At 67.7% G+C, this 20,668-nt stretch carries 23 protein-coding genes; 10 read left to right on the top strand and 13 right to left on the bottom strand.

What is annotated here, in order from left to right:
* Positions 1-287: 287 nt before the first annotated feature.
* The 4 genes from SBI20_RS06715 to SBI20_RS06700 form a co-directional block, all read right to left on the bottom strand.
* Positions 288-791 carry a GNAT family N-acetyltransferase gene (locus tag SBI20_RS06715; RefSeq protein WP_317974331.1) on the bottom strand — a complete coding sequence of 168 codons (504 nt, stop codon included), beginning with the start codon at positions 789-791 and terminating at the stop codon, positions 288-290.
* Between the two features lie 62 nt (positions 792-853).
* The gene (locus SBI20_RS06710) at positions 854-1,531 is read right to left on the bottom strand and encodes a polyamine aminopropyltransferase (RefSeq protein ID WP_317974330.1); all 678 of its coding nucleotides are present in this window, start codon (positions 1,529-1,531) and stop codon (positions 854-856) included.
* Between the two features lie 195 nt (positions 1,532-1,726).
* Positions 1,727-2,419 (bottom strand): VIT1/CCC1 transporter family protein, encoded by a 693-nt coding sequence (locus tag SBI20_RS06705; protein ID WP_317974329.1) that lies wholly within the window; start codon positions 2,417-2,419, stop codon positions 1,727-1,729.
* A gap of 19 nt (positions 2,420-2,438) precedes the next feature.
* Positions 2,439-3,302, bottom strand: coding sequence for a methyltransferase domain-containing protein (locus tag SBI20_RS06700; protein WP_317974328.1), 864 nt, complete (start codon positions 3,300-3,302; stop codon positions 2,439-2,441).
* 247 nt (positions 3,303-3,549) lie between these two features.
* On the opposite strand from SBI20_RS06700, the gene SBI20_RS06695 reads away from it, so the two are divergent.
* The 3 genes from SBI20_RS06695 (at position 3,550) to SBI20_RS06685 (ending at position 5,870) form a co-directional block, all read left to right on the top strand.
* A complete protein-coding gene (locus tag SBI20_RS06695; RefSeq protein ID WP_317974327.1) occupies positions 3,550-4,425 on the top strand; it encodes a ComF family protein in 876 nt (291 codons plus the stop codon).
* A 432-nt stretch (positions 4,426-4,857) separates the two neighbouring features.
* Positions 4,858-5,256: a phosphoribosyl-AMP cyclohydrolase gene (gene hisI / locus SBI20_RS06690; protein ID WP_317974326.1), complete on the top strand. Its 399-nt coding sequence runs from the start codon at positions 4,858-4,860 to the stop codon at positions 5,254-5,256.
* Positions 5,257-5,306: 50 nt separating this feature from the next.
* Positions 5,307-5,870: a MerR family transcriptional regulator gene (locus SBI20_RS06685; protein WP_411911499.1), complete on the top strand. Its 564-nt coding sequence runs from the start codon at positions 5,307-5,309 to the stop codon at positions 5,868-5,870.
* On the opposite strand, the gene SBI20_RS06680 is transcribed toward SBI20_RS06685, so the two are convergent.
* The 5 genes from SBI20_RS06680 to tyrS all read right to left on the bottom strand — a co-directional run bounded on the left by SBI20_RS06680 (position 5,861) and on the right by tyrS (position 10,687).
* Positions 5,861-6,562 carry a dienelactone hydrolase family protein gene (locus SBI20_RS06680; protein WP_317974325.1) on the bottom strand — a complete coding sequence of 234 codons (702 nt, stop codon included), beginning with the start codon at positions 6,560-6,562 and terminating at the stop codon, positions 5,861-5,863. The two genes, SBI20_RS06685 and SBI20_RS06680, sit on opposite strands and share 10 nt — an antisense overlap.
* Positions 6,563-6,567: 5 nt before the next feature.
* The gene (cysK, locus tag SBI20_RS06675) at positions 6,568-7,485 is read right to left on the bottom strand and encodes a cysteine synthase A (RefSeq protein WP_317974324.1); all 918 of its coding nucleotides are present in this window, start codon (positions 7,483-7,485) and stop codon (positions 6,568-6,570) included.
* A gap of 29 nt (positions 7,486-7,514) precedes the next feature.
* Entirely contained in the window at positions 7,515-8,810 is a 1,296-nt protein-coding gene (locus SBI20_RS06670; protein WP_317974323.1) for an MFS transporter, read from the bottom strand.
* A gap of 90 nt (positions 8,811-8,900) precedes the next feature.
* Positions 8,901-9,239 carry a PilZ domain-containing protein gene (locus tag SBI20_RS06665; RefSeq protein ID WP_317974322.1) on the bottom strand — a complete coding sequence of 113 codons (339 nt, stop codon included), beginning with the start codon at positions 9,237-9,239 and terminating at the stop codon, positions 8,901-8,903.
* Positions 9,240-9,460: 221 nt separating this feature from the next.
* Complete coding sequence (gene tyrS / locus SBI20_RS06660) at positions 9,461-10,687, bottom strand: tyrosine--tRNA ligase (protein ID WP_317976055.1); 1,227 nt, start codon at positions 10,685-10,687, stop codon at positions 9,461-9,463.
* A gap of 46 nt (positions 10,688-10,733) precedes the next feature.
* On the opposite strand from tyrS, the gene SBI20_RS06655 reads away from it, so the two are divergent.
* Both SBI20_RS06655 and SBI20_RS06650 read left to right on the top strand, forming a co-directional pair.
* Positions 10,734-11,285 (top strand): DOMON-like domain-containing protein, encoded by a 552-nt coding sequence (locus SBI20_RS06655; RefSeq protein WP_317974321.1) that lies wholly within the window; start codon positions 10,734-10,736, stop codon positions 11,283-11,285.
* Positions 11,282-12,484: an exo-beta-N-acetylmuramidase NamZ family protein gene (locus SBI20_RS06650; RefSeq protein ID WP_317974320.1), complete on the top strand. Its 1,203-nt coding sequence runs from the start codon at positions 11,282-11,284 to the stop codon at positions 12,482-12,484. Before SBI20_RS06655 ends, SBI20_RS06650 begins: the two co-directional genes overlap by 4 nt.
* Here SBI20_RS06650 and SBI20_RS06645 read toward each other — a convergent pair.
* Complete coding sequence (locus SBI20_RS06645) at positions 12,478-12,921, bottom strand: GFA family protein (protein ID WP_317974319.1); 444 nt, start codon at positions 12,919-12,921, stop codon at positions 12,478-12,480. The two genes, SBI20_RS06650 and SBI20_RS06645, sit on opposite strands and share 7 nt — an antisense overlap.
* 194 nt (positions 12,922-13,115) lie before the next feature.
* On the opposite strand from SBI20_RS06645, the gene SBI20_RS06640 reads away from it, so the two are divergent.
* Complete coding sequence (locus SBI20_RS06640) at positions 13,116-13,913, top strand: hypothetical protein (RefSeq protein WP_317974318.1); 798 nt, start codon at positions 13,116-13,118, stop codon at positions 13,911-13,913.
* A 19-nt stretch (positions 13,914-13,932) separates the two neighbouring features.
* Here SBI20_RS06640 and parE read toward each other — a convergent pair whose 3' ends face one another.
* A complete protein-coding gene (gene parE, locus SBI20_RS06635; RefSeq protein ID WP_317974317.1) occupies positions 13,933-15,957 on the bottom strand; it encodes a DNA topoisomerase IV subunit B in 2,025 nt (674 codons plus the stop codon).
* Between the two features lie 81 nt (positions 15,958-16,038).
* On the bottom strand, positions 16,039-17,160 hold the full coding sequence (locus SBI20_RS06630; RefSeq protein ID WP_411911546.1) for a penicillin-binding protein activator: 1,122 nt from the start codon (positions 17,158-17,160) through the stop codon (positions 16,039-16,041).
* Between the two features lie 135 nt (positions 17,161-17,295).
* Here SBI20_RS06630 and rsmI point away from each other — a divergent pair, with 135 nt between their 5' ends.
* Together rsmI and SBI20_RS06620 are read left to right on the top strand one after the other, a co-directional pair.
* Positions 17,296-18,138, top strand: coding sequence for a 16S rRNA (cytidine(1402)-2'-O)-methyltransferase (gene rsmI / locus SBI20_RS06625; RefSeq protein ID WP_317974315.1), 843 nt, complete (start codon positions 17,296-17,298; stop codon positions 18,136-18,138).
* A complete protein-coding gene (locus SBI20_RS06620) occupies positions 18,135-18,497 on the top strand; it encodes a YraN family protein (RefSeq protein ID WP_317974314.1) in 363 nt (120 codons plus the stop codon). The genes rsmI and SBI20_RS06620 overlap by 4 nt, the downstream gene beginning before the upstream one ends.
* A gap of 132 nt (positions 18,498-18,629) precedes the next feature.
* Here SBI20_RS06620 and SBI20_RS06615 read toward each other — a convergent pair whose 3' ends face one another.
* Positions 18,630-18,827 carry a hypothetical protein gene (locus tag SBI20_RS06615; protein WP_317974313.1) on the bottom strand — a complete coding sequence of 66 codons (198 nt, stop codon included), beginning with the start codon at positions 18,825-18,827 and terminating at the stop codon, positions 18,630-18,632.
* A gap of 131 nt (positions 18,828-18,958) precedes the next feature.
* Between SBI20_RS06615 and gshB the strand changes: the two genes are divergently transcribed.
* Together gshB and SBI20_RS06605 are read left to right on the top strand one after the other, a co-directional pair.
* Positions 18,959-19,909: a glutathione synthase gene (gshB, locus tag SBI20_RS06610; protein WP_317974312.1), complete on the top strand. Its 951-nt coding sequence runs from the start codon at positions 18,959-18,961 to the stop codon at positions 19,907-19,909.
* 46 nt (positions 19,910-19,955) lie between these two features.
* Positions 19,956-20,558 carry a DedA family protein gene (locus tag SBI20_RS06605; protein ID WP_317974311.1) on the top strand — a complete coding sequence of 201 codons (603 nt, stop codon included), beginning with the start codon at positions 19,956-19,958 and terminating at the stop codon, positions 20,556-20,558.
* Positions 20,559-20,668 lie beyond the last annotated feature (110 nt).

Genomic DNA, 20,668 nt, shown 5'->3' with positions numbered 1-20,668 from the left:
CGGTCCCGGTTGCGGGGCCTTGTCCGGGCAGTATGCCTCAACGTGCCATTTCGTCGTGAATATCACGCTGTCCAATAGCCGCCATCTTGGCAACGGGGGTAACGCTTTCTGATGGACTACATAACCGATCCTTATTACCCGGCGCGACTTCGGATCGCTTTTCCAAGTATTTGGACGCGTGATATTTTCGCGCCGGAACACGCGGTTTGCGGGTGATTTTCAGGGGGGAGGAGGCGCTGGCCTGGTGGCGGGGATGGCTGCCCCGGCGCGAGGCCAGGCCCGTCGTTTCAGGAGAGCGGCGGTTCGAGGATCTTTTGCAGGAACAGCAGGTCGAGCCAGCGGTCGAACTTGCGACCCACTTCGTTCAGGCGCCCGGCCACCACGAACCCGAGCGCTTCATGCAGCGCGATCGAGCCCGTGTTCGAGGCATCGATCCCGGCCACCAGAACATGGAGCCCGGCCCGTCCGGCATGGGCGACGAGCGCTTCGAGCAGGGCCTTGCCGATGCCCTGCCGGTGGCTGGCCGGATCGACATAGACCGAATGCTCGGCGGTCTTTGCATAGCCGCTGAACGCGCGAAATTCGCCATAGGTGGCATAGCCGCGCACGGCGCCATCCTTTTCGGCCACCAGTACGGGAAAGCCGCGCCGGGCCTTGTCGGCCAGCCATGCCTCGCGGTCGGCCAGGGTCGCGGGGGTGGCATTCCAGACTGCCGTGGTGTGCTTCACGGCGTGGTTGTAGATCGCCAGAATGGCTGGCGTATCGGCGGGCCCTGCATTGCGGATCAGCATGGCGGGTTTGTGCCCGGAACACGGGGGGCGGGTCAAGGGAAGGCCGCCCCCGGTCCTTGCCTTCAGGCGGCGGACGGGCGCCGTGCCAGCCAGATCATGTGGCGGTCTCCCTGTCCGTTCCCGCGCGAGCGCACGACGGTGCGCGTCACGCTGAAACCGGCCTGTTCGAGCCGGGCGGTGAAGGCCGGGGCCGCAAAGGCCGACCAGATCGCCAGAATCCCTCCCGGACGCAGCGCGTTCCAGGCCCGCGCGAGTCCGGCGGGCGAATAGAGCCCGTTGTTGTCGCGCCGGGTCAGGCCCTCGGGGCCATTGTCGACATCGAGCAGGATCGCGTCATAGCCCTCGCGCGCGGCGCCGATCAGCATGGCGACGTCCTCGTCCAGGATCATCATGCGCGGATCGTCGAGGCAGTCGCCGGTCAGCGCGTGCATCGGTCCGCGTGCCCAGGCGATGATCTCGGGCACGATCTCGGCCACGATCACCCCGGCATCGGCGGGCAGCGCCAGCAGCGCGGCGCGCAGGGTATAGCCCATGCCATAGCCACCGATCAGCACTTGCGGGGCAGGCCGCCCGGCCAGCTGCTCGCAGGTAAGCGTGGCGAGCGCCTCTTCCGAGGCATTGGCCCGCGTGCTCATCAGCTCGGTATTTTCGAGCAGGATGGTGAATTCCTCGCCATGACGGACGAGTCGGATTTCCACGCCATCGGGCACATGGGCCACGCCCACGAGTTCGTCGATCATCTGGTGAATTGCCCTTGTTGGCCGGTTTTGAAGTGTGGTCAGCGTTGAAGCTGGTCGGCGTGGTAGCGAGCGCCGAGATGAACCGGGGCCATGGTGCAGCACGGCCCGCTGCTGGGCGGGCCGTATCTAAGGTTCCATAGGTCGGTGGCGCGCGAGGTCAACCATGCAATCGCGCGGGCCGCAAGCAACGGTCGGTCAGACTTGCGCCCCCACGAGCCGCCCGATGCCCGCCGTGATCGCCATGGCCAGCGCGCCCCAGAACACCACGCGCAGCACCGGGCGCAGCGGCGCCGAGCCGCCGGTGATCGCCCCGGCGGCGCCCAGTGCGCCCAGAAACACGATCGAGCCGAGCGCCTCGCCCATTGCCACCAGATGCAGCGGCAGCAGCGCGGCCAGCAGCAAGGGCAGGGCGGCCCCGGCGGTGAACATCGCCGCCGAGGTCAGCGCGGCGACGACCGGGCGCGCGGTGGTCATCTCGGTGATGTGCAATTCGTCGCGGGCATGGGCGCCCAGCGCGTCGTGGGCCATCATCTGGGTGGCCACCGTGCGGGCGGTTTCCCGGTCGACCCCGCGCGCGACGTAGATTTGCGTGAGTTCCTCCAGCTCGGCCTCGGGCGTGCTGGCCAGTTCGGCGCGCTCGCGGGCAAGGTCGGCCTTCTCGGTATCGGCCTGCGAGCTGACCGAGACATATTCCCCCGCCGCCATCGACATCGCCCCGGCCACCAGCGCGGCCACCCCGGCCACCAGCAGCGCGGGCCGTTCCGCGCCCGAGGCGGCCACGCCCAGAATCAGGCACGAGGTCGAGACGATCCCGTCGTTGGCGCCCAGCACGGCGGCGCGCAGCCAGCCGATGCGGGTGACGAGGTGGGATTCGCGATGGCGTGGCATGACAAAGGGGCCTTTCTGGTCAGAATTTCGGCGCGCGAAGCGGTCTTGCCCAGCCGCTGAGCGTGAGGATCTCGAACTGTTCGGTAACCCGGCCATTCCCGTCCTCAAGGCGATCCTGTTCGGATGCTTGCGCAAAAGCGGCCTGGGCGCGGGCCAGCGCCGCCTTGCCCAGCGGCGCACCGGGGCGGGCGAGGCAATTGGTCAGGCCCTGCGCGCGCAAGTCTTCGACGAGGCGGTCGAGCGAGCGGTAGCGCACGGCCAGGCTGCGACTGTCGACCACCGGATCGGCAAAGCCCGCGCGCTGGAGCAACTGGCCACCCGCGCGCACGTCGACTTGCGGATGGAGGCGGGGCGAGGGCCGGTCGCCATCGGCTTCGAGCATGATCGCGCGCAAGGCGGGCAGGCTTCCGGCCGCACACAGGCTCATCATCGCAAGGCCATCGGGGCGCAGCGCGCGGCGCAAGTGGACGAGCGCGCCGGGCAGGTCGTTCACCGTGTCGAGCGTGCCAAGGCTGGCGATGAAGTCGAAGCCTTCCGCAAAGGGCAGCGGCGCTTCCTCGTCGATGGGCACTTCGCCGGCCAGCGGGGCCGGATCGGCCCGCGTGACCTCGACCCCTTGCGCGGCCAGCGCGCTGCCCAGCGCGCCGGTGGTATCGCCGATCACCAGCGCGCGGGCCGGTTCGTGGCGCAGGAAGGACAGGCGGTCGAGCATGTCCTCGACCATGTCCTGGGCCATGAACGTGGCGGCATCGGGCCTCTGGGCCAGACGGCGCATCCGCGCGCGCTGGGCGAGGCGCCGGGCGGGGGCGAAGATGGTGGGCGGGGCTGCCGTGGGAGCGGGGGAGGAGGGAAGAGGGGCAGAGGAAGGGGGGAGAGTCGCCATGGCGCCTGACTGCGCCCTTGGCGCGCGCTTGCCAAGTCTTCTTGAGCGCCCAATCTTCCTGCCAATCTTTCTGAATGCCATTCGTCATCCCCGCGCAGGCGGGGATCCGGTTGCGAGGGGTGCGCATGTAAACGGGGCACAGAATCCGGATTCCTGCCTGCGTGGGAATGACGAAAGATGGGGTATTGGAAAGCGTGGCGTCGTTGCATCTTGTAATGGCCGCCGGGCTGGGGGATGACCGGGGACGATGCGGCGCCTGTCGATCCTCACCCCGATCATCGATTTGCTGTTCCCGCCGCGTTGCCCGCTCTGTGGCGAGACGCTGGCGGCGCAGGGCGGGTTGTGCGCGGCCTGCTGGGGCATGCTCGCCATGCCGGGCGAACCGGCCTGCCGCCTGTGCCAGCGTCCGCTGCCCGATACGATGGCCGTTGTCCGGGCGGGGCATGTCCGGGGGGCGGAAGATGAGGCGACGATGCAAGGCGGGGTGTGCGCGCCCTGCCTGTCCGCCCGGCCGCTCCACGATGGCGTGGCGGCGGCTACGGCCTATGGCGATGCCACGCGCAAGCTGGTGCTGGCCTTCAAGCACGGGGGCAAGGTCGGCCTTGCGGGCCTGATGGCGCGGTTGATGATCGCCCGTTTGCAGGCCGGCGCATTGCAGGTGGGGAATGGGCAGGTGGGGGATGGAAAGGGGGACGGGGAATGGCTGGTGGTGCCCGTGCCGCTCAACCGCTGGCGCCTGTGGGCGCGCGGCTACAACCAGTCGGCCCTGCTGGCCGCGCCCATCGCGCGGGCGACCGGCGCGCGGCTGGTGGTCGATGCGCTGGTCCGTCCGCGCCGCACGCCCTCGCTCGGGCCGCTGGGGGCAAAGGAACGGGCCGCCGTGCTGGCAGGCGCGATCCGCGCCAATCCCGCGCGCACGGGCCTTCTGAAGGGGGCGCAAGTCCTGCTGGTCGACGATGTGCTGACCAGCGGGGCCACCAGCGATGCCTGCGTGCGGGCCTTGCGCGCGGCGGGGGTCAGGACCGTGCGGATCGTGTGCTTCGCCCGCGTTCTTGAGGAGGCGGCAACATGGCGCGCGGATGGCGAAACGCCCGGAACCTTGCGGAACCGGGCGTCGTCGTGACGAACTCGTTCATGAAACCTTGAGAATACGAAGACGATTGTGCCAGCCTTCCCACTTGCTGGCGCCCCCCTTTTACAGGTCGTCAATTGTGACAGAATTCGTGACTGACGGGGTTTCCCTCTCGGCCCTGACCGTAACCCCGCCACCCGAACTCTTCAGGTAGCGCCGCCTTCCTTGGTTGGAAGATCGACCATCCACCCGTTCCCTCGCGTCTCCCTGAACTTTGGCGCTTGCGCGTCGCCTTGCGGCGGTTCAGTGCGCGGTTCCCTCAAACCGCAGTTTCTTTCTTGACGATTGCATCGGGAGAAGGAAGGGGGACCGGCGAAAAGCCCCGATTTTGCGCCTCTGTTGTGGTTATCGTGCAACATTTGACCGGTCCGGGCCCCAGTCAGAACCAGTCAGAACAAGTCAGAGCAAGGGAGTCCTCACATCGTGTCGCCATCCAGCGCCTCGTCCGCCGATGAAACCACGCAGCGCGAACAAGGCACCGCCTTCATGCCGCGTTTCGATTCCCAGGGACTGGTGACCGCCGTGGCGATCGATCATCGCACCGGCAGGCTGCTCATGCTGGCCCACATGGATGCCGAAGCGATCACCCGCACGCGCGAGACCGGCCTTGCCCACTTCTGGTCGCGCTCGCGCAAGAAGCAGTGGATGAAGGGCGAGACTTCGGGCCATGTGCTCAAGGTGCTGGAAATCCGCGTGGATTGCGATCAGGACGCGCTCGAACTGCGGGTCGAGCCTGCCGGGCCTGCCTGCCACACGATGGCGACCAGCTGCTTCTACCGCCGGATCACCCCGGACGGCACGCTCGAACGGTGTGACGGCTGATCCGCGTTCGGTATTTGACGTTTACGTAAGCTGCGGGTTATCGAGGGGGGATGGAGCAAGCGCCCCCTTCACCCGGCCCGGATGGCCCGGAATCGGATAGCCCAAAACCGGATAGCCCAGAATCCGGCTATCTGGCTGGCCATCTTGATCGCCCGGACGCTCTGGAGCGTGAACAGTTCACGATCACTGACCTGTCCGCCGAATTCGGGGTCACGGCGCGCGCCTTGCGCTTCTACGAGGACGAGGGCCTGATCGCCCCGACCCGGCAGGGCACGGCGCGAATCTATTCGCGCCGCGACCGTGCGCGGCTGGCCTGGATCATGCGGGCCAAGAATGTCGGGTTCAGCCTGGCCGACATCCGCGAGATGATCGACCTCTATGATCTGGGCGACGGGCGCGCGCAGCAGCGCCGGGTCACCATCGCCAAGTGTCAGGAGAGGATCGCGGTGCTCCACCGCCAGCAGCACGACATTGCCGCCACGATCACCGAACTGGAAAGCTTCATCGCCATGCTCCGCGCGCGTGAAGCGGGCCTCGGGCAAGCTGGCGGGGAGGGGGAAGGAGCCCCGGCGGATCAGGCCGGGGGCCCCTTCACCGGGTCGGATCAGGCGTAGATTTCGTCGAGCAGCGCGGCGAGGGCCTGCCACGACTGGCGGTCGGCGCTCGTGCTGTAGCCGAGGAAATCCTTGCCGCGCGCGTCGCTTTCAGGGTCGGTGAAGCCGTGCTTGACCCCGGCATAGGAGTGGAAATGCCAGTTGCCGCCCGCGGCATCCATTTCCTTCCAGAAATCGAGCACCTGCTCGCGCGGGACCAGCGGGTCCGCATCGCCGTGGCTGATGAACAGGCGTGCCTTGACCGGGGTTTGCGCCGTGGCCGGGCGGTCGGTGGCCAGAATGCCGTGGAAGCTGGCCGCCAGCACGATGGGCGCGCCCAGACGCGCCAGTTCGAGCGCGGCCTGCCCGCCCATGCAATAGCCGATGGCCGAGAGCGTGAGCCCCGGTGCGGCGCTGGCCAGCGCGTCGAGCCCGGCGACAAGGCGCGCGCGATAGTGATCGACATCGGCGCGCAGGGCATTGCCCATCGGGAACGAGGCCTCGAAGCTTTCGACCGGCGCGCCGTAGAAATCGGCGACCATGGCCACGAACCCCAGATCGGCCAGCATCGTTGCGCGCCGTTCTATGTTGGCGTTGATGTTGGCGATCGTCGGCAGGATCAGGATCGCGCCGCGCGGGGTGCCCTCAGGGCGGACGAGCCGCCCCTTGAGCGCGACATCGCCATGGGCATAGTCGATGGTTTCAAACGTCACGTCATTTACTCCGGGAGGAAATCGGGCACCGAGAGGTAACGCTCGCCGGTGTCGTAGTTGAAGCCCAGCACGCGCGATCCGGCGGGCAGTTCGGGCAGCTTGCTGGCGATGGCGGCCAGCGTCGCGCCCGAGGAAATCCCCACCAGCAGGCCTTCGGAACGCGCCGCGCGGCGGGCCCAGTCCTTGGCGTCGGCGGCATCGACCTGGATCACCCCGTCGATCGACCGGGTGTGGAGGTTGCCCGGAATGAACCCGGCGCCGATGCCCTGGATCGGGTGGGGCGCAGGCTGCCCGCCCGAAATCACCGGCGAGAGCGTGGGTTCGACCGCATAGGCCTTGAGGCCCGCCCAGTGCGGCTTGAGTGCTTCGGCGCAGCCGGTCAGGTGGCCGCCGGTGCCCACGCCCGAGATCAGCACGTCGATCGGACTGTCGGCGAAGTCAGCCAGGATTTCCTGCGCAGTGGTGCGCACGTGCGCTGCCACGTTGGCGGGATTGTCGAACTGCTGGGGCATCCATGCGCCGGGCGTTGAGGCGACGAGTTCGCGGGCGCGCTCGATGGCGCCCTTCATGCCCTTTTCGCGCGGGGTGAGGTCGAAGCTGGCGCCATAGGCCAGCATCAGGCGGCGGCGCTCGATCGACATCGATTCGGGCATGACCAGCACGAGCCTGTAGCCCTTGACGGCGGCCACCATGGCCAGCCCGATGCCGGTGTTGCCCGAAGTCGGCTCGACGATGGTGCCGCCCGGCGACAGGCTGCCGTCGGCCTCGGCGGCCTCGATCATGGCCAAAGCGATCCTGTCCTTGATCGAGCCACCCGGATTGGTGCGCTCGCTCTTCACCCATACCTCGTGGTCGGGAAACAGGCGGGACAGGCGAACATGCGGTGTGTTGCCGATCGTGGCGAGAATGGAATCCGCTTTCATGTCGCGTGTGCTCCTTGGATGGTGAGCGGTCAGGAAGTGTATTTGGCTGCAAATGTGCGGGCCCGGCGCAGTTCGGGGAAGCCGACGGCCCAGGCCAGGGTAACGACTATCGCACCGATCCCGCCCACGACAACCGCCCCCGTCGCGCCCAGCAGTGCTGCCGCCACGCCCGATTGCATGTCGCCCAGCTCGTTCGAGCACGAGATCGCCAGCCCCGAGATGGCCGAGACCCGCCCGCGCACGGCGTCAGGCGTGTGCAACTGGATCAGCGTCGAGCGGATGAACACCGAGATCATGTCGGCCGCGCCGATCAGCACGAGCATCAGCAGCGAGAGTGCAAACGTGCGCGAAAGGCCAAAGCCCACCGTCGCCGCCCCGAACAGGCCTACGGCGATCAGCATCTTGGCGCCCACGTCGCGCTCGACCGGGCGGCGCGAGAGGAATGCGGCGACCAGCGCCGCGCCAAGGCCGGGCATCGCGCGCATCGCGCCCAGCCCATAGGAGCCGACCGCATGGCCATCGATGGTCAGGATGTCGCGGGCATAGACCGGCAGCAGCGCGGTCGCCCCGCCCAGCAGCACGGCAAACAGGTCGAGCGTGACACAGCCGAGCAGGAAGCGGTCGTGCCAGACGAAGCGGAACCCTTCGGCCAGCTGGCGCAGCGGATGGGCATGGCGGTTTTCCGCCGGGGGCGGAATGCGCCGGATGCCCAGCGCGCCGGTCGCCGCGATGGCCAGCAGGACGGTCGAGAGCGCGTAAGGCGCGCTGGGCGCGGCGGCAAACAGCACGCCGGCCAGCGCCGGCCCCCCCATCGAGCCGATCTGCCAGGCCATGGCATTGATCGCCACGGCGCGCGGCATCAGCGGGGCAGGCACGATATTGGGCGCGATGGACGAAAGCGCCGGGCCGATGAACACGCGCGAGGTGCCATGGGCGGCGGCCAGCGCGAACAGCAGCGGCAGCGAAAGCGCCCCGAACCACGTCGCCAGCGCCAGCATGAGCGCGACCAGCGTGTCGAGGATCATCGTCAGCCCGGTCACCAGACGGCGGTCGAAGCGGTCGGCAACGAGGCCCGAAACCGGGGTCAGCACGAATTGCGGCAGGAACTGGACGAGCCCGAGCAGGCCGAGCTGGAACGCGGCTTCCTTGATGCCCATGCCATATTGGCTGCGGGCGACATCGTAGAGCTGGTAGCCCAGCACCACGACCATGCCCGATGTCGCCAGCACCGAAAACAGGCGGGCGACCCAGAAACGGCGGAAATCCGCGATCTGGAAGGGGGACGTCAGTTCGCTCTCGGGCAGGGAGGGAGGGCTGGTAGACACGAGCGTGTGTGTGGCAGTGGCCCGACCGTTTGCCAAGCGAACAATTCCTTGACACCTGCTGAGTTTTTCAAGGGATGCAGGGGCTGTTGTTCAGCCTTTTCCGCGCAGGCGGGCATTGGGCTGAAGCTGCCGGATCATCTTCGTGAAATCGTCCTGCCGGATGATCCGCTCGAACTGGAAACCGGCGCGGGCCCCGTCGGTCCAGACGAGGAAGGCCTCGATCCGGCCAATCTGGGGCAGGCGCACTGTCACCCGCTCGCCGCGCCCGAGATCGGGCGCCTGCACGACAAGAAAACCGGTTGTCGAGACATTGGCAATGTTGAGCATGATATCGCCGAGCCGGCGATGTTCACCAATGACCGGAAGGTCGACCGGATGGCGCGTGGCGCGGCGCAAGTCGGTTACTGAAAGCTGCGCTCCGCCAGACATTGCTCCTCCTGTCCGCGTTAGAGAATCCGGGAGAGGCAGTCATGGATCGAAATGGCTTATATTTCGTAAATGCGGCGCGTTCTCTTTCACTTCTGTCGGATGACATGTCTTTTTTGCGGGATATTCCGGTGTGCAAAAATGTTCGGCCCGCGCAGGAGGGGGTCTTGCGCGGGCCGGTTCAATCGCGGTGATGGGGCGCGCGGGCGCCGGGCGGGGCCCGCTCAGGCGGGCTTGAGGATGCCGTGCTTCTTCTTGCCCGAGGACAGGCGGCGTTCCTGGGCAACGGTGATGACCGCAGCCTCGTCGCGCAGCGGCTCGCCATCGAGGCGGGCGCCGCCGCCCGCGATCAGGCGCTTGGCTTCGCCCCGGCTGGCCGCAAAGCCGAGCGCGAGGAGCGCGTCGATCACCCCGATGGTGCCTTCGGCCACTTCGTGGGTGGGCAGGTCCTGGCCAAGGCCGCCACCGGCAAAGGTGGCCTGCGCCGTGGCCTTGGCGGCCTCGGCGGCCTCGGGCCCGCGGATCAGCGCGGTCACCTCGTTGGCGAGGACTTCCTTGGCGGCGTTGATCTCGCTGCCTTCAAGCGCTTCGAGGCGGGTGATCTCGTCGAGCGGAACATCGGTGAAGATGCGCAGGAAGCGGCCCACGTCGCGGTCGTCGGTGTTGCGCCAGAACTGCCAGAAATCGTAGTTCGGCAGCATTTCCTCGTTGAGCCAGACCGCGCCGTTGACCGACTTGCCCATCTTGGCGCCATCGGCGGTGGTCAGCAGCGGGGTGGTCGCGCCGAACAGTTCGATCCCGTTCATGCGGCGGGTCAGTTCGATGCCGTTGACGATGTTGCCCCACTGGTCCGACCCGCCGAACTGGAGGCGGCAGCCATGGCGCAGCGCCAGTTCGCGGAAGTCGTAGGCCTGAAGGATCATGTAGTTGAATTCGAGGAAGGTCAGCGGCTGTTCGCGGTCGAGGCGCAGCTTGACCGAATCGAAGGTCAGCATGCGGTTGACCGTGAAGTGCGGGCCCACCGTGCGCAGCATCTCGATATAGCCGAGCTTCGAGAGCCAGTCGTCGTTGTTGACCATGACCGCGCCACTGGCACTGTCATCGAAAGTCAGCAGCCGCTCGAAGACCTTGCGGATGCCGGCGATATTGCTGGCGATCAGCTCTTCGGTCAGCATCTGGCGGCTGGTGTCCTTGCCCGAAGGATCGCCGATCTTGGTCGTGCCGCCGCCCATCAGGGCGATCGGCTTGTGCCCGGCCTGTTGCAGGCGGCGCAGCAGCATGACCGAGGCCAGGTTGCCGACATGGAGCGATGGCGCGGTCGCGTCATAGCCATTATAGCCCACCACGATTTCCCTGTTCGCCAGAGCATCGAGGCCCTGTGCATCGGTCAACTGGTGGATATGGCCCCGCTCGGAGAGCAGGCGCAGCAGGTCGGACTTGTATTCGGTCATGATCGCCTCGAAGTGGAGCGGGTCGCCTAGCATGAAAGGACGTGTCTTGGAACCGGCGCTGCTTGTGCCTCATCCCGATCATCCGCCCCGGTCCTTGCGCGGGGTTACTGCGCGGGTCATCGGCCTTGACGACAACTGGCTTTCGCTGCGCTGGCGGGTGGAAGGCGCGCGCGGGCTCGTCGTGCCTCCGTTCGCGGGCAAGGGCCGGGCCGACGGGCTGTGGCAGACGACCTGCTTCGAGATGTTCCTGGCCGAGGACAGCGAAGCGGCGCAGGGCAGCTACTGCGAATTCAACCTGTCGCCATCCGAACGCTGGGCCGCCTACGATTTCGACGCCTATCGCGAGGGCATGGCGGCAAGGCCGCTGCCGCGCCAGCCGGTGCTGACCGCAAGAACCGGGCAGGACGTGCTGATTTTCGATGCGGTCCTGCCAAGGGCTGGCTTGCCCCCGCTGCCGTGCCGCATGGGGTTGACGGCGGTGCTCGAAGAGGAGGGCGGCACGAAGTCCTACTGGGCGCTCGCCCATGGGCCGGGCAAGGCCGATTTCCACCACGCCGCTTGCTTCGCCGCGCGCCTTGAGGCACCGCTCGCCCCATGAAGACCGGACTTGATCGCCTGCTCGCCTCGCCCGCGCTGCGCCGCCCGCTCGAAGGCCGCCGCGTGGCGCTCGTCGCCCATCCCGCCTCGTTGACGCAAGGCCTGACCCACGCGCTCGACGCACTGGCCGCCTGCCCCGACGTGACCCTGACCGCCGCCTTCGGCCCGCAGCACGGGCTCAAGGGCGACAAGCAGGACAACATGGTCGAGACCGACGACTATCGCGATCCCGCGCTCGGCATCCCGGTGTTCAGCCTCTACGGGCAGGTCCGCCGCCCGAGCGCGGCGATGATCGACACTGCCGATGTCTTCCTGTTCGACCTTCAGGATCTGGGCTGCCGGATCTATACGTTCGTCACCACGCTGCTCTACCTGCTCGAAGCCTGCCACGGCACGGGCAAGGCGGTCTGGGTGCTCGACAGGCCCAACCCCGCCGGCCGCCCGGTCGAGGGGCTGACACTGGTGCCCGGCTGGGAAAGCTTCGTGGGGGCAGGGCCCATGCCGATGCGCCACGGGATGACGCTGGGCGAAATGGGCCGCTGGTTCATCGCCCACTACAACCTCGACGTGGATTACCATGTCGTCACGATGGAAGGCTGGGAACCCCAGGCCGCGCCCGGCTTTGGCTGGCCGACCGACCGCCTGTGGATCAACCCCAGCCCCAATGCGGCGAGCCTGGCGATGGCGCGTGCCTATGCCGGGACGGTCATGCTCGAAGGGACGACCCTGTCCGAAGGGCGCGGCACCACCCGCCCGCTCGAAGTCCTGTTCGGCGCGCCCGACCTCGACGCGCTGGCCGTCCGCGCGGAAATGGAGCGCCTCGCGCCCGATTGGCTGGCAGGCACCGCGATCCGCGAATGCTGGTTCGAGCCGACCTTCCACAAGCATGTCGGCACGCTGTGCCACGCGCTCATGCTGCACCCGGAAGGTGCGTTCTATGACCATGGCGCGTTCCGGCCATGGCGGGCGCAGGCGCTGGCCTTCAAGGCGATCCGCAACCTTGCGCCCGACTATCCGCTCTGGCGCGATTTTCCCTATGAATACGTGCTCGACAAGCTGGCGATCGACGTGATCAACGGCGGTCCGGCCTTGCGCGAATGGGTCGATGATCGCGCGGCATCCCCCGCCGACCTCGACCGCATGGCCGGGGCCGACGAAAGGGCCTGGGAAGAGCAGCGCGCGCCGTTCCTGCTCTATTGAGCCGGAACGGGTGGGGTCGGCGACTGGGGGGCAGGCGGCTGGCCCTCGAACGTCTGGGCGCGGGTATCGATCTGCGCCCAGGGCGGGGCCTCGCTGGTCCAGATCACCATCTCGGGCTCAAGCCCATGGCCCGGATCGAGGAAGCCCAGGCGCATGGTGCGCAAGTGCATCCGCCCCGACGATTGCGCCATGACCGGCGTTCCGCAGTCCGGGCAGAAGAACTGGGTGAGCGTGTTGCCCGAAGGCGCGACATAGGAAAAGGTACCCAGCGTGCCGGTCAGCGCCACGTCTTCGGCAGGGAAGATCGCGTTGTTGGTCGATCCACCGGCGGCGGCCTGCTGGCACTGGCGGCACCAGCACTGGCGCACGGTGACCGGCTGCGAGGCTGAAATCGTCGCGCTCACCGCGCCACAGGCGCAGCGTCCTGAAAAAGACATGGATGCTATCTCCCGACAGGCATGATGCCCGTATGGGCCTGTCATACCAGAGGCCATACCAGAGGCATCACGCATTCCTGTGCAATTTTTCACGTTATCCGCGAAGGGAACCGGGCTATCGAGGGTTTTGCCCTGAAACCCCATGGTATAGGGCATGACCCCCGGCGGGCGCTGCCCTGCGTGACGGAGCCTCGATGCAAGACCAGATCCTTGCGGAAGGGGGAGGGCGCTATGGTGCCGATCCCCGCCGCCGCCCCCTGTCGTTCGTTCTGGCACTGGCGATGTCGCTCCTGCTGCTGGCGGCGCTGTGGTCGGTCGGGCTCTACGATCCCCCGGCCAGGCACGAGGGCGGCACGCTCACGGCGGTGAACCTGACCGCCGCGCGCGGGGAAAAGAGCGATAATCCGGCCCCCAAGGCCGCGCAGCAGGCGCCGCAAAAAGCATCCTCGTCGGCTGCTGCGGCCGCTTCCGCACCGCGCCCGCCGCGCGTGGTCGTGCCCACGCAAAATCAGGTGCAATGGCCCGAAGGCTTCATCCCGATGAAGCATTCCGACTTTGCCGCGAGCGACATTTCCGGGATCAAGAGCGCGGGTACGGGCAGCGGCGCGCAAAGCGCCTCGGCCGGGGGCGGCGGGGGTGGTGGCGGCAGTACCGATGGCGCCGCGCCCGACGGCTCGCGCCTCTACAACGCGCAGTGGTATCGCGAACCGCGCGACGCCGAACTGCAAGGCTACATGCGCCCCGGCCAGAACGTGCGCGGCTGGGCAATGATCTCCTGCCGCACGGTTGCCAACTATCATGTCGAGGATTGCCAGGAACTCGACGAAAGCCCCGCAGGCTCGGGCATGGCCCGCGTGCTGCGTCAGGCCTCGTGGCAGTTCCTCGTGCGCCCGCCCCGCGTCAACGGCACGCCGCTGGTCGGCGCCTGGGTCCGCATCCGCTTCGACTTCATCCGCCGCAAGGGAAGCGACAGCCCAGCCTCGGGAGAATGAGGCTGGGCGGTTCTGGCGCTCAGGCGTCGATCAGGTCGCGGTCGAGGTCGCCCGCGCGGTTCTGGATGAACTGGAAGCGGTGTTCGGGGTTGCGGCCCATCAGGCGGTCGACCAGATCCTTGACCGCCGCCCGGCCTTCGTATTCGGGGGGCAGGGTGATGCGCAAAAGGCTGCGCGTGGCCGGTGCCATCGTGGTTTCGCGCAACTGGCCGGGGTTCATTTCGCCAAGACCCTTGAAGCGGCCCACGTCGACTTTCTTGCCCTTGAACTTGGTCGCTTCCAGTTCGGCGCGGTGCGCGTCGTCGCGGGCATAGGCCGAGACAGTGCCCGCCGTGAGGCGATAGAGCGGCGGCTGGGCGAGGTAGAGGTGCCCGCGCCGGACGAGTTCGGGCATTTCCTGAAAGAAGAAGGTCATCAAGAGCGTGGCGATATGCGCGCCGTCGACATCGGCGTCGGTCATGATGATCACGCGGTCATAGCGCAGCGCGTCGGGGTTGCAGTCCTTGCGGGTGCCGCAGCCCAGCGCGAGGCCGAGATCGGCGATTTCCTGATTGGCGCGGATCTTGTCGGCGGTGGCACTCGCGACGTTGAGGATCTTGCCGCGGATCGGCAGGATCGCCTGCGTCTTGCGGTCGCGCGCCTGCTTGGCGCTGCCCCCTGCCGAATCGCCCTCGACGATGAACAGTTCGGTCTCGCCCTCGCCTTCGCCCGAACAGTCGGTCAGCTTGCCCGGCAGGCGCAGCTTGCGCGCGTTGGTGGCGGTCTTGCGCTTGACCTCGCGCTCGGCCTTGCGGCGCAGGCGCTCGTCCATGCGGTCCATGACCGCACCCAGCAGCGCGCGGCCCCGGTCCATGTTGTCGGTCAGGAAGTGGTCGAAATGGTCGCGCACCGCGCTTTCGACCATGCGCGCGGCCTCGGGCGAGGTCAGGCGGTCCTTGGTCTGGCTCTGGAACTGGGGATCGCGGATGAACACCGAGAGCATGATCTCGCTGCCGGTGATCATGTCCTCGGGCGTGATGTCCTTGGCCTTCTTCTGGCCGACCAGTTCGCCAAAGGCGCGGATGCCGCGGGTGAGCGCGGCGCGCAGGCCCTGTTCATGGGTGCCGCCATCGGGCGTGGGGATGGTATTGCAATACCACGAATAGGCCCCGTCCGACCACAGCGGCCAGGCAATTGCCCATTCGACGCGGCCCATTTCCTCGCCATTGGGGCCATGGGGAAATTCCTGGCTCCCGGCAAAGGGGGCACTGGTCACGCATTCGCGGCCCTTGACCTGTTCGGCCAGATGATCGGCAAGCCCGCCGGGGAACTGGAACACGGCCTCGGCGGGGGTGTCGTCGGAAACCAGCGCGGGGTCGCACTTCCAGCGGATTTCGACGCCCGCGAACAGGTAGGCCTTGGACCGCACGAGGCGGAACAGGCGCGCGGGCTTGAATCTGGCGTCCGCGCCGAAGATCGTCGCGTCGGGGATGAAGCTGACACTGGTGCCGCGCCGGTTGGGCGCATTGCCCACGCGCGCCAGCGGCCCGGTGGGCAGCCCGCACGAAAACTCCTGCGCGTAGAGTTCCTTGTTGCGCGCCACCTCGACACGGGTGAGCGTCGAGAGCGCGTTGACCACCGAGATGCCCACGCCGTGAAGCCCGCCCGAGGTGGCATAGGCCTTGCCCGAGAACTTGCCGCCCGAATGGAGCGTGGTGAGGATCACTTCGAGCGCGGACTTACCCGGATACTTGGGGTGTTCATCGACCGGGATGCCGCGCCCGTTGTCGGTGATGGTGACTTTGCCCGCAGCGCCGGCTGCGGCTTCGAGCGTGACCTCGATGCGGTTGGCATGGCCAGCGACCGCTTCGTCCATCGCGTTGTCGAGCACTTCGGCGACGAGATGGTGCAGCGCGCGCTCGTCCGTGCCGCCGATGTACATGCCGGGGCGGCGGCGGACGGGTTCGAGCCCTTCGAGCACCTCGATGGCCGAGCCATCATAGCTTTCTTGGGGGCTGCCGGCGGGCAGCTTGTCGAACAGGGAGCCGGAATCGTCTGTCGCCATAGAGAACGACTGTAGAACATTCCCGATTTCGCGCGCAAGGCCCCTGCGCGCGTCAATCCTCCCTTATTCGCCCGAAAATGGTCAGTTCACGAACTTTTGCGGGGCCTTCGACACGGTGCTGACGGTTCCGGTGCCCACTTCGCGCACTTCGAGCGCACGCTCGGCCACGCCGCGCGCGTTGAACCGGAAGACCCCGTCCATGCCGATGAAGCCGTCGCGGTCATAAAGGCGCGCGGTCGGGAACAGGGTGCCCGGCTTCCACGTACGCGCGATGTTGAGGGTGAGCAGGACCGAATCATAGCCCAGCGTGGCGATGCGCGCAGGCGCCGCGCCGAAACGCTGGCGGTAGGACTGCTCGAAGCGGCCATAGCGGTCGTCCGACACGGCGGCGAACCATGCGCCCTTCATCGCCGGGCTGCGCGCGATCCGCGCGTCGCCGCTCCACAGTTCGGTGCCGATCAGCCGGGTGCCGCGCGCAAAGGGCGCGGCCTGAAGCGCGATGCGCGCACCATCGGCGATCACCAGCGCATCAAGGGGCCCTTTGGCCTTGACCCGGCGCACGGCGCTCGCCGCCGAGGTGTTGCCGCGATCATAGGTCTCGGTGTCGGTCAGCGTGATGCCCTGTGCGCGCGTGGCCTCGACCAGCGCATTGCTCACCCGCTGGCCGAAAACGCCGGTGGGGATGATCGCACCAATCGATTTCACACCTTGCGCACGGGCATAGCCGATCACGCGGGCAATCGATTGGCCGGGCACCTGCCCGAGCACGAAGACATCGCGGTCGGCCACGGCAGTGTCGTTGGAATAGGTGATCATCGGCAGCTTGGCCGGGCGCGCCACGGCGGCCACGGCGTTCACGTCGTCGGCGGTGAGCGGGCCCAGGATCAGGCGGTTGCCGTCGAGCACGGCCCTGCTGGCCGCAGCCCCCGCGCCGGTGCCGGTGTCATAGGTCGTGATGCGCAGCGACTGGGCATTGGTGTCGAGCAGGGCCATCGTGGTGGCGTTGGCGATGGCCTGACCCACGGCGGCATTGGGGCCGGAGAGCGGCACCAGCAGGGCGACGCGATGACGCCCGGAATCGGTGGGCAGGACATTGGCCTGGGGCGCGGTTTCGCGCGGGGGCGGCGGGCCGACGGGCTCGCCCCCCTTGGGGATGACGGCGCAGCCCGCGAGCAGGGCGGCGGGCACGCAGAGGGCGGCCATACGCGCGAGGGTGCGGCGGCTCCATCCATCAGGGGCCTGATGTCGAGCCTGTCCCTGGCCCGAAATGCCCTGATTGCCGTCAAAACCCGTCATCATCTGCTTGCCGCTCCCGAAAGGCCGGTCCATGGAAATGCGATGGAAACACCATCGCTTGCGCCAGGGCTCTATATCGTCGCCACGCCCATCGGCAATCTTGGCGACATCACCGCGCGGGCGGCCGACGTGCTCGCCCGATGCGACCTCGTAGCCTGTGAAGATACCCGCGTCACGGGCAAGTTGCTTAATCATTTGCAAATTCGCAAGGTCATGCGCCGCTATGATGACCATGCCTCGGCCGAGGTGCGCGAGAGACTTCTCGGTGAAATGGCCGAAAAGTCGGTCGTACTGGTTTCGGATGCGGGCACGCCGCTGATTTCGGACCCCGGCTACCGGCTCGTGCGCGAGGCGCGCGAGCGGGGCATTGCCGTCACCAGCCTGCCGGGGCCGAGCGCGATGGTCGTTGCGCTGACACTGGCCGGGCTTCCCACCGACCGGTTCCTGTTTGGCGGTTTTCTGCCCTCGAAGGACAAGGCGCGCGGCGATGTGCTGGGCGCTCTGGCCGCCGTTCCGGCAACGCTGGTGTTTTACGAGACGGGGCCGCGTCTGGTCGCCAGCCTCGAAGCCATGGCGCAGCACCTGCCGGGCCGCGATCTGGCCGTGGCGCGCGAATTGACCAAGCTGCACGAGGAATGCCGGACGGGCAGCGCGGCAGAGCTGATCGCCCACTACACCGCCCATCCGCCCAAGGGCGAGATCGTCCTGCTCGCCGGCCCCGCGCCCGAGGCTGCCGCGCCGCAGGGCGAGGACGTGGACGCGCTGCTGCGCGCGGCGCTGGCGCAGGCCTCGCCCTCGCAGGCGGCGGGCATGGTCGCCAAGGCCCACGGGCTCGACCGCAAGACGCTCTATGCCCGCGCGATGGAGTTGAAAGCGCAAGGATGACCAATCCGCGCGCCCGGGCCGAGGCGCGCGGGCGCCGGGGGGAGGGCTGGGCCGCGCTCTATTGCCGGTTGACCGGCTGGCGCGTTCTGGCGCGGCGGGTGAAACTGGGCGTGGGCGAGGTGGACCTGGTTGTCCGGCGCGGGCGGACGGTGGCCTTTGTCGAGGTGAAATGGCGGGCGCAGGCCGCCGCGCTGGACTGGGCCGTCGATGCGCGGCGCCTGACCCGCGTGGCGCGGGCGGCAGAGGCGCTGGCGCCCCGGTTCGCGCGGTTTGGCGAGGATGTGCGGATCGATGTGATCCTGCTCACGCCGTGGCGCTGGCCGCGGCGGATCGTCCATGTCTGGCAGCCGGGGGGCTGATCCGGCCGGGCTCCGTGTTGGGGCTCCGTGTTGGGGGCTCCGTGTGGGGAAGCCCCGAAAGCGGACACGCCGGATTGCCATCGTCTGGCAACCCGGCGCGGCCTTCAAACACGGGTGAGGGCAGGCCGCGTGTCAGCGGTGGCCTTCGTGATGGCCTTCCTTGTGCTCTTCCTTGTGTTCCTCGTGGTGCTCGTCCTTCTTGTCGTGGTGTTCTTCTTCCTTGGGGTGTTCGACCGGCGGATTGGCGAGGGCCATTGCGGGGGCGCCGAAGGCGAGGGCCGAGCAGGCGAGGGCGGTCAGGAGCGGGGTGGCGAGCTTGGAAGTGCGCATGAAGATCCCTTTCAGGCAGTGTCATCCTGTGATGCGCCGCGTTGGGCGCGGCACCTTTTTGGTCGCCCAAGTGCCAAATGATCTTTAAGTGAGGGCCCGCAAGACCACGGATAATTTGCGGAGTATCGGCTTTGACCCTGCGCGTTGCGGTCCAGATGGACCCCCTTCATTCGATCAATATCGCGGGCGATTCGAGCTTTGCGCTGATGCTCTCGGCCCAGGCGCGCGGGGCGCAGCTGTGGTATTACCATGTGACCTCGCTGGCCTGGGAAGCGGGCCGCCTGAGCGCACAGGCCGCGCCTGTCACCGTCCAGCGGGTCGAGGGCGCGCACTACACGATGGGCGAGATGCGCAAGATCGACCTCGGGCGCGATGTCGATGTCGTGCTCATGCGGCAGGACCCGCCGTTTGACCTGGGCTATATCACCGCCACCCACCTGCTCGAACGCCTTGAGGGCGAGACGCTGGTGGTCAACGATCCGCGCTCGGTGCGCAATGCGCCCGAAAAGGTCTATGTGCTCGATTACGCGCACTTCATGCCGCCCACGCTGATCACGCGCTCGGCGGCCGATGTGCGTGCGTTCCAGCACGCGCAGGGCGAGCGCGCGGTGGTGGTCAAGCCGCTGCATGGCAATGGCGGCAAGGCGGTCTTCAAGATCGAGGCCGATGGCGGCAATCTTTCGGCGCTGGCCGAGCTGTTCGGGCAGGTCTGGCCCGAGCCGTTCATGGTCCAGCCGTTTCTTCCCGAAGTGGCCGAGGGCGACAAGCGCATCGTGCTGGTCGACGGGGAAGTGGCCGGCGCGATCAACCGCAAGCCGGGCGAGGGCGAATTCCGCTCGAACCTCGCGGTCGGCGGCTATGCCGAGGCGGCCACGCTCACCGCGCGCGAGCAGGAAATCTGCGAGGCGCTGGGCCCCGAGCTGAAAAAGCGCGGGTTGATCTTCGTGGGGATCGACGTGATCGGGGGCAAGTGGCTCACCGAGATCAACGTGACCTCGCCCACCGGCATCGTCGCCATCGACCGCTTCAACGGCACCGACACGCCCGCCCTCATCTGGGACGCGATCGAACGCCGGTTGTGAAAGGGGGCGCGAGGGGCCAAAAGCGCCCCTCGCGCGTTGTGCTTCCATGAACGAATGGATTTTGCAGGCCATCGCCGATGGCGGCTATTGGGGCATCGTGGTCCTGATGGCACTGGAAAACATCTTCCCGCCAATTCCTTCCGAAGTGATCATGGGGATGGGCGGGATCGCCGTGGCGCAAGGGCGGATGGAGGTTCTCCCGCTGATGCTGGCGGGCACGGTCGGCTCGACGCTGGGGAACTATCCGTGGTTCCTGCTGGGCCGGGCGCTGGGCTACAAACGGTTGCGGCCCTTCGTGGCGCGCCATGGGCGCTGGCTCACGCTCGACTGGCCCGCGATGCGGCGGCTGGTCGCGTTCTTTCGGCGCCATGGGCAATGGGTGGTCTTCGTGATGCGCTTTTCGCCCGCGATGCGCACGATGATCTCGCTGCCTGCGGGCCTCGCCAAAATGGGCCACGCGCGCTTTTTGGTGTTCACCTTCGCCGGGACGACGATCTGGAACGCGCTGCTGGTCTGGGCCGGGTGGCATCTGGGGCAGCACTACGAGCTGCTGGGGCGCTATACCGGGCCTGCGTCGGTGGCGCTGACGGTGGTGCTCGTCGGGGGCTGGCTGTGGCGCGTGGTGCGCTGGAACCCGCGCGGGGTTTGATAAGGGTGGGAAGACCCCTCCACCAGCCTTCGGCTGGTCCCCCTCCCCATTTCATGGGGAGGACCTTCCCGATCCTCCCCGCTCGCGGGGAGGGGGACCATGCGAAGCAT

This window comes from Novosphingobium sp. IK01 (assembly GCF_033242265.1).
GTDB lineage: Bacteria > Pseudomonadota > Alphaproteobacteria > Sphingomonadales > Sphingomonadaceae > Novosphingobium > Novosphingobium pituita.
Note: the sequence above shows the minus strand (reverse complement) of the source record. Positions and strands in the feature narration are given on the sequence as shown.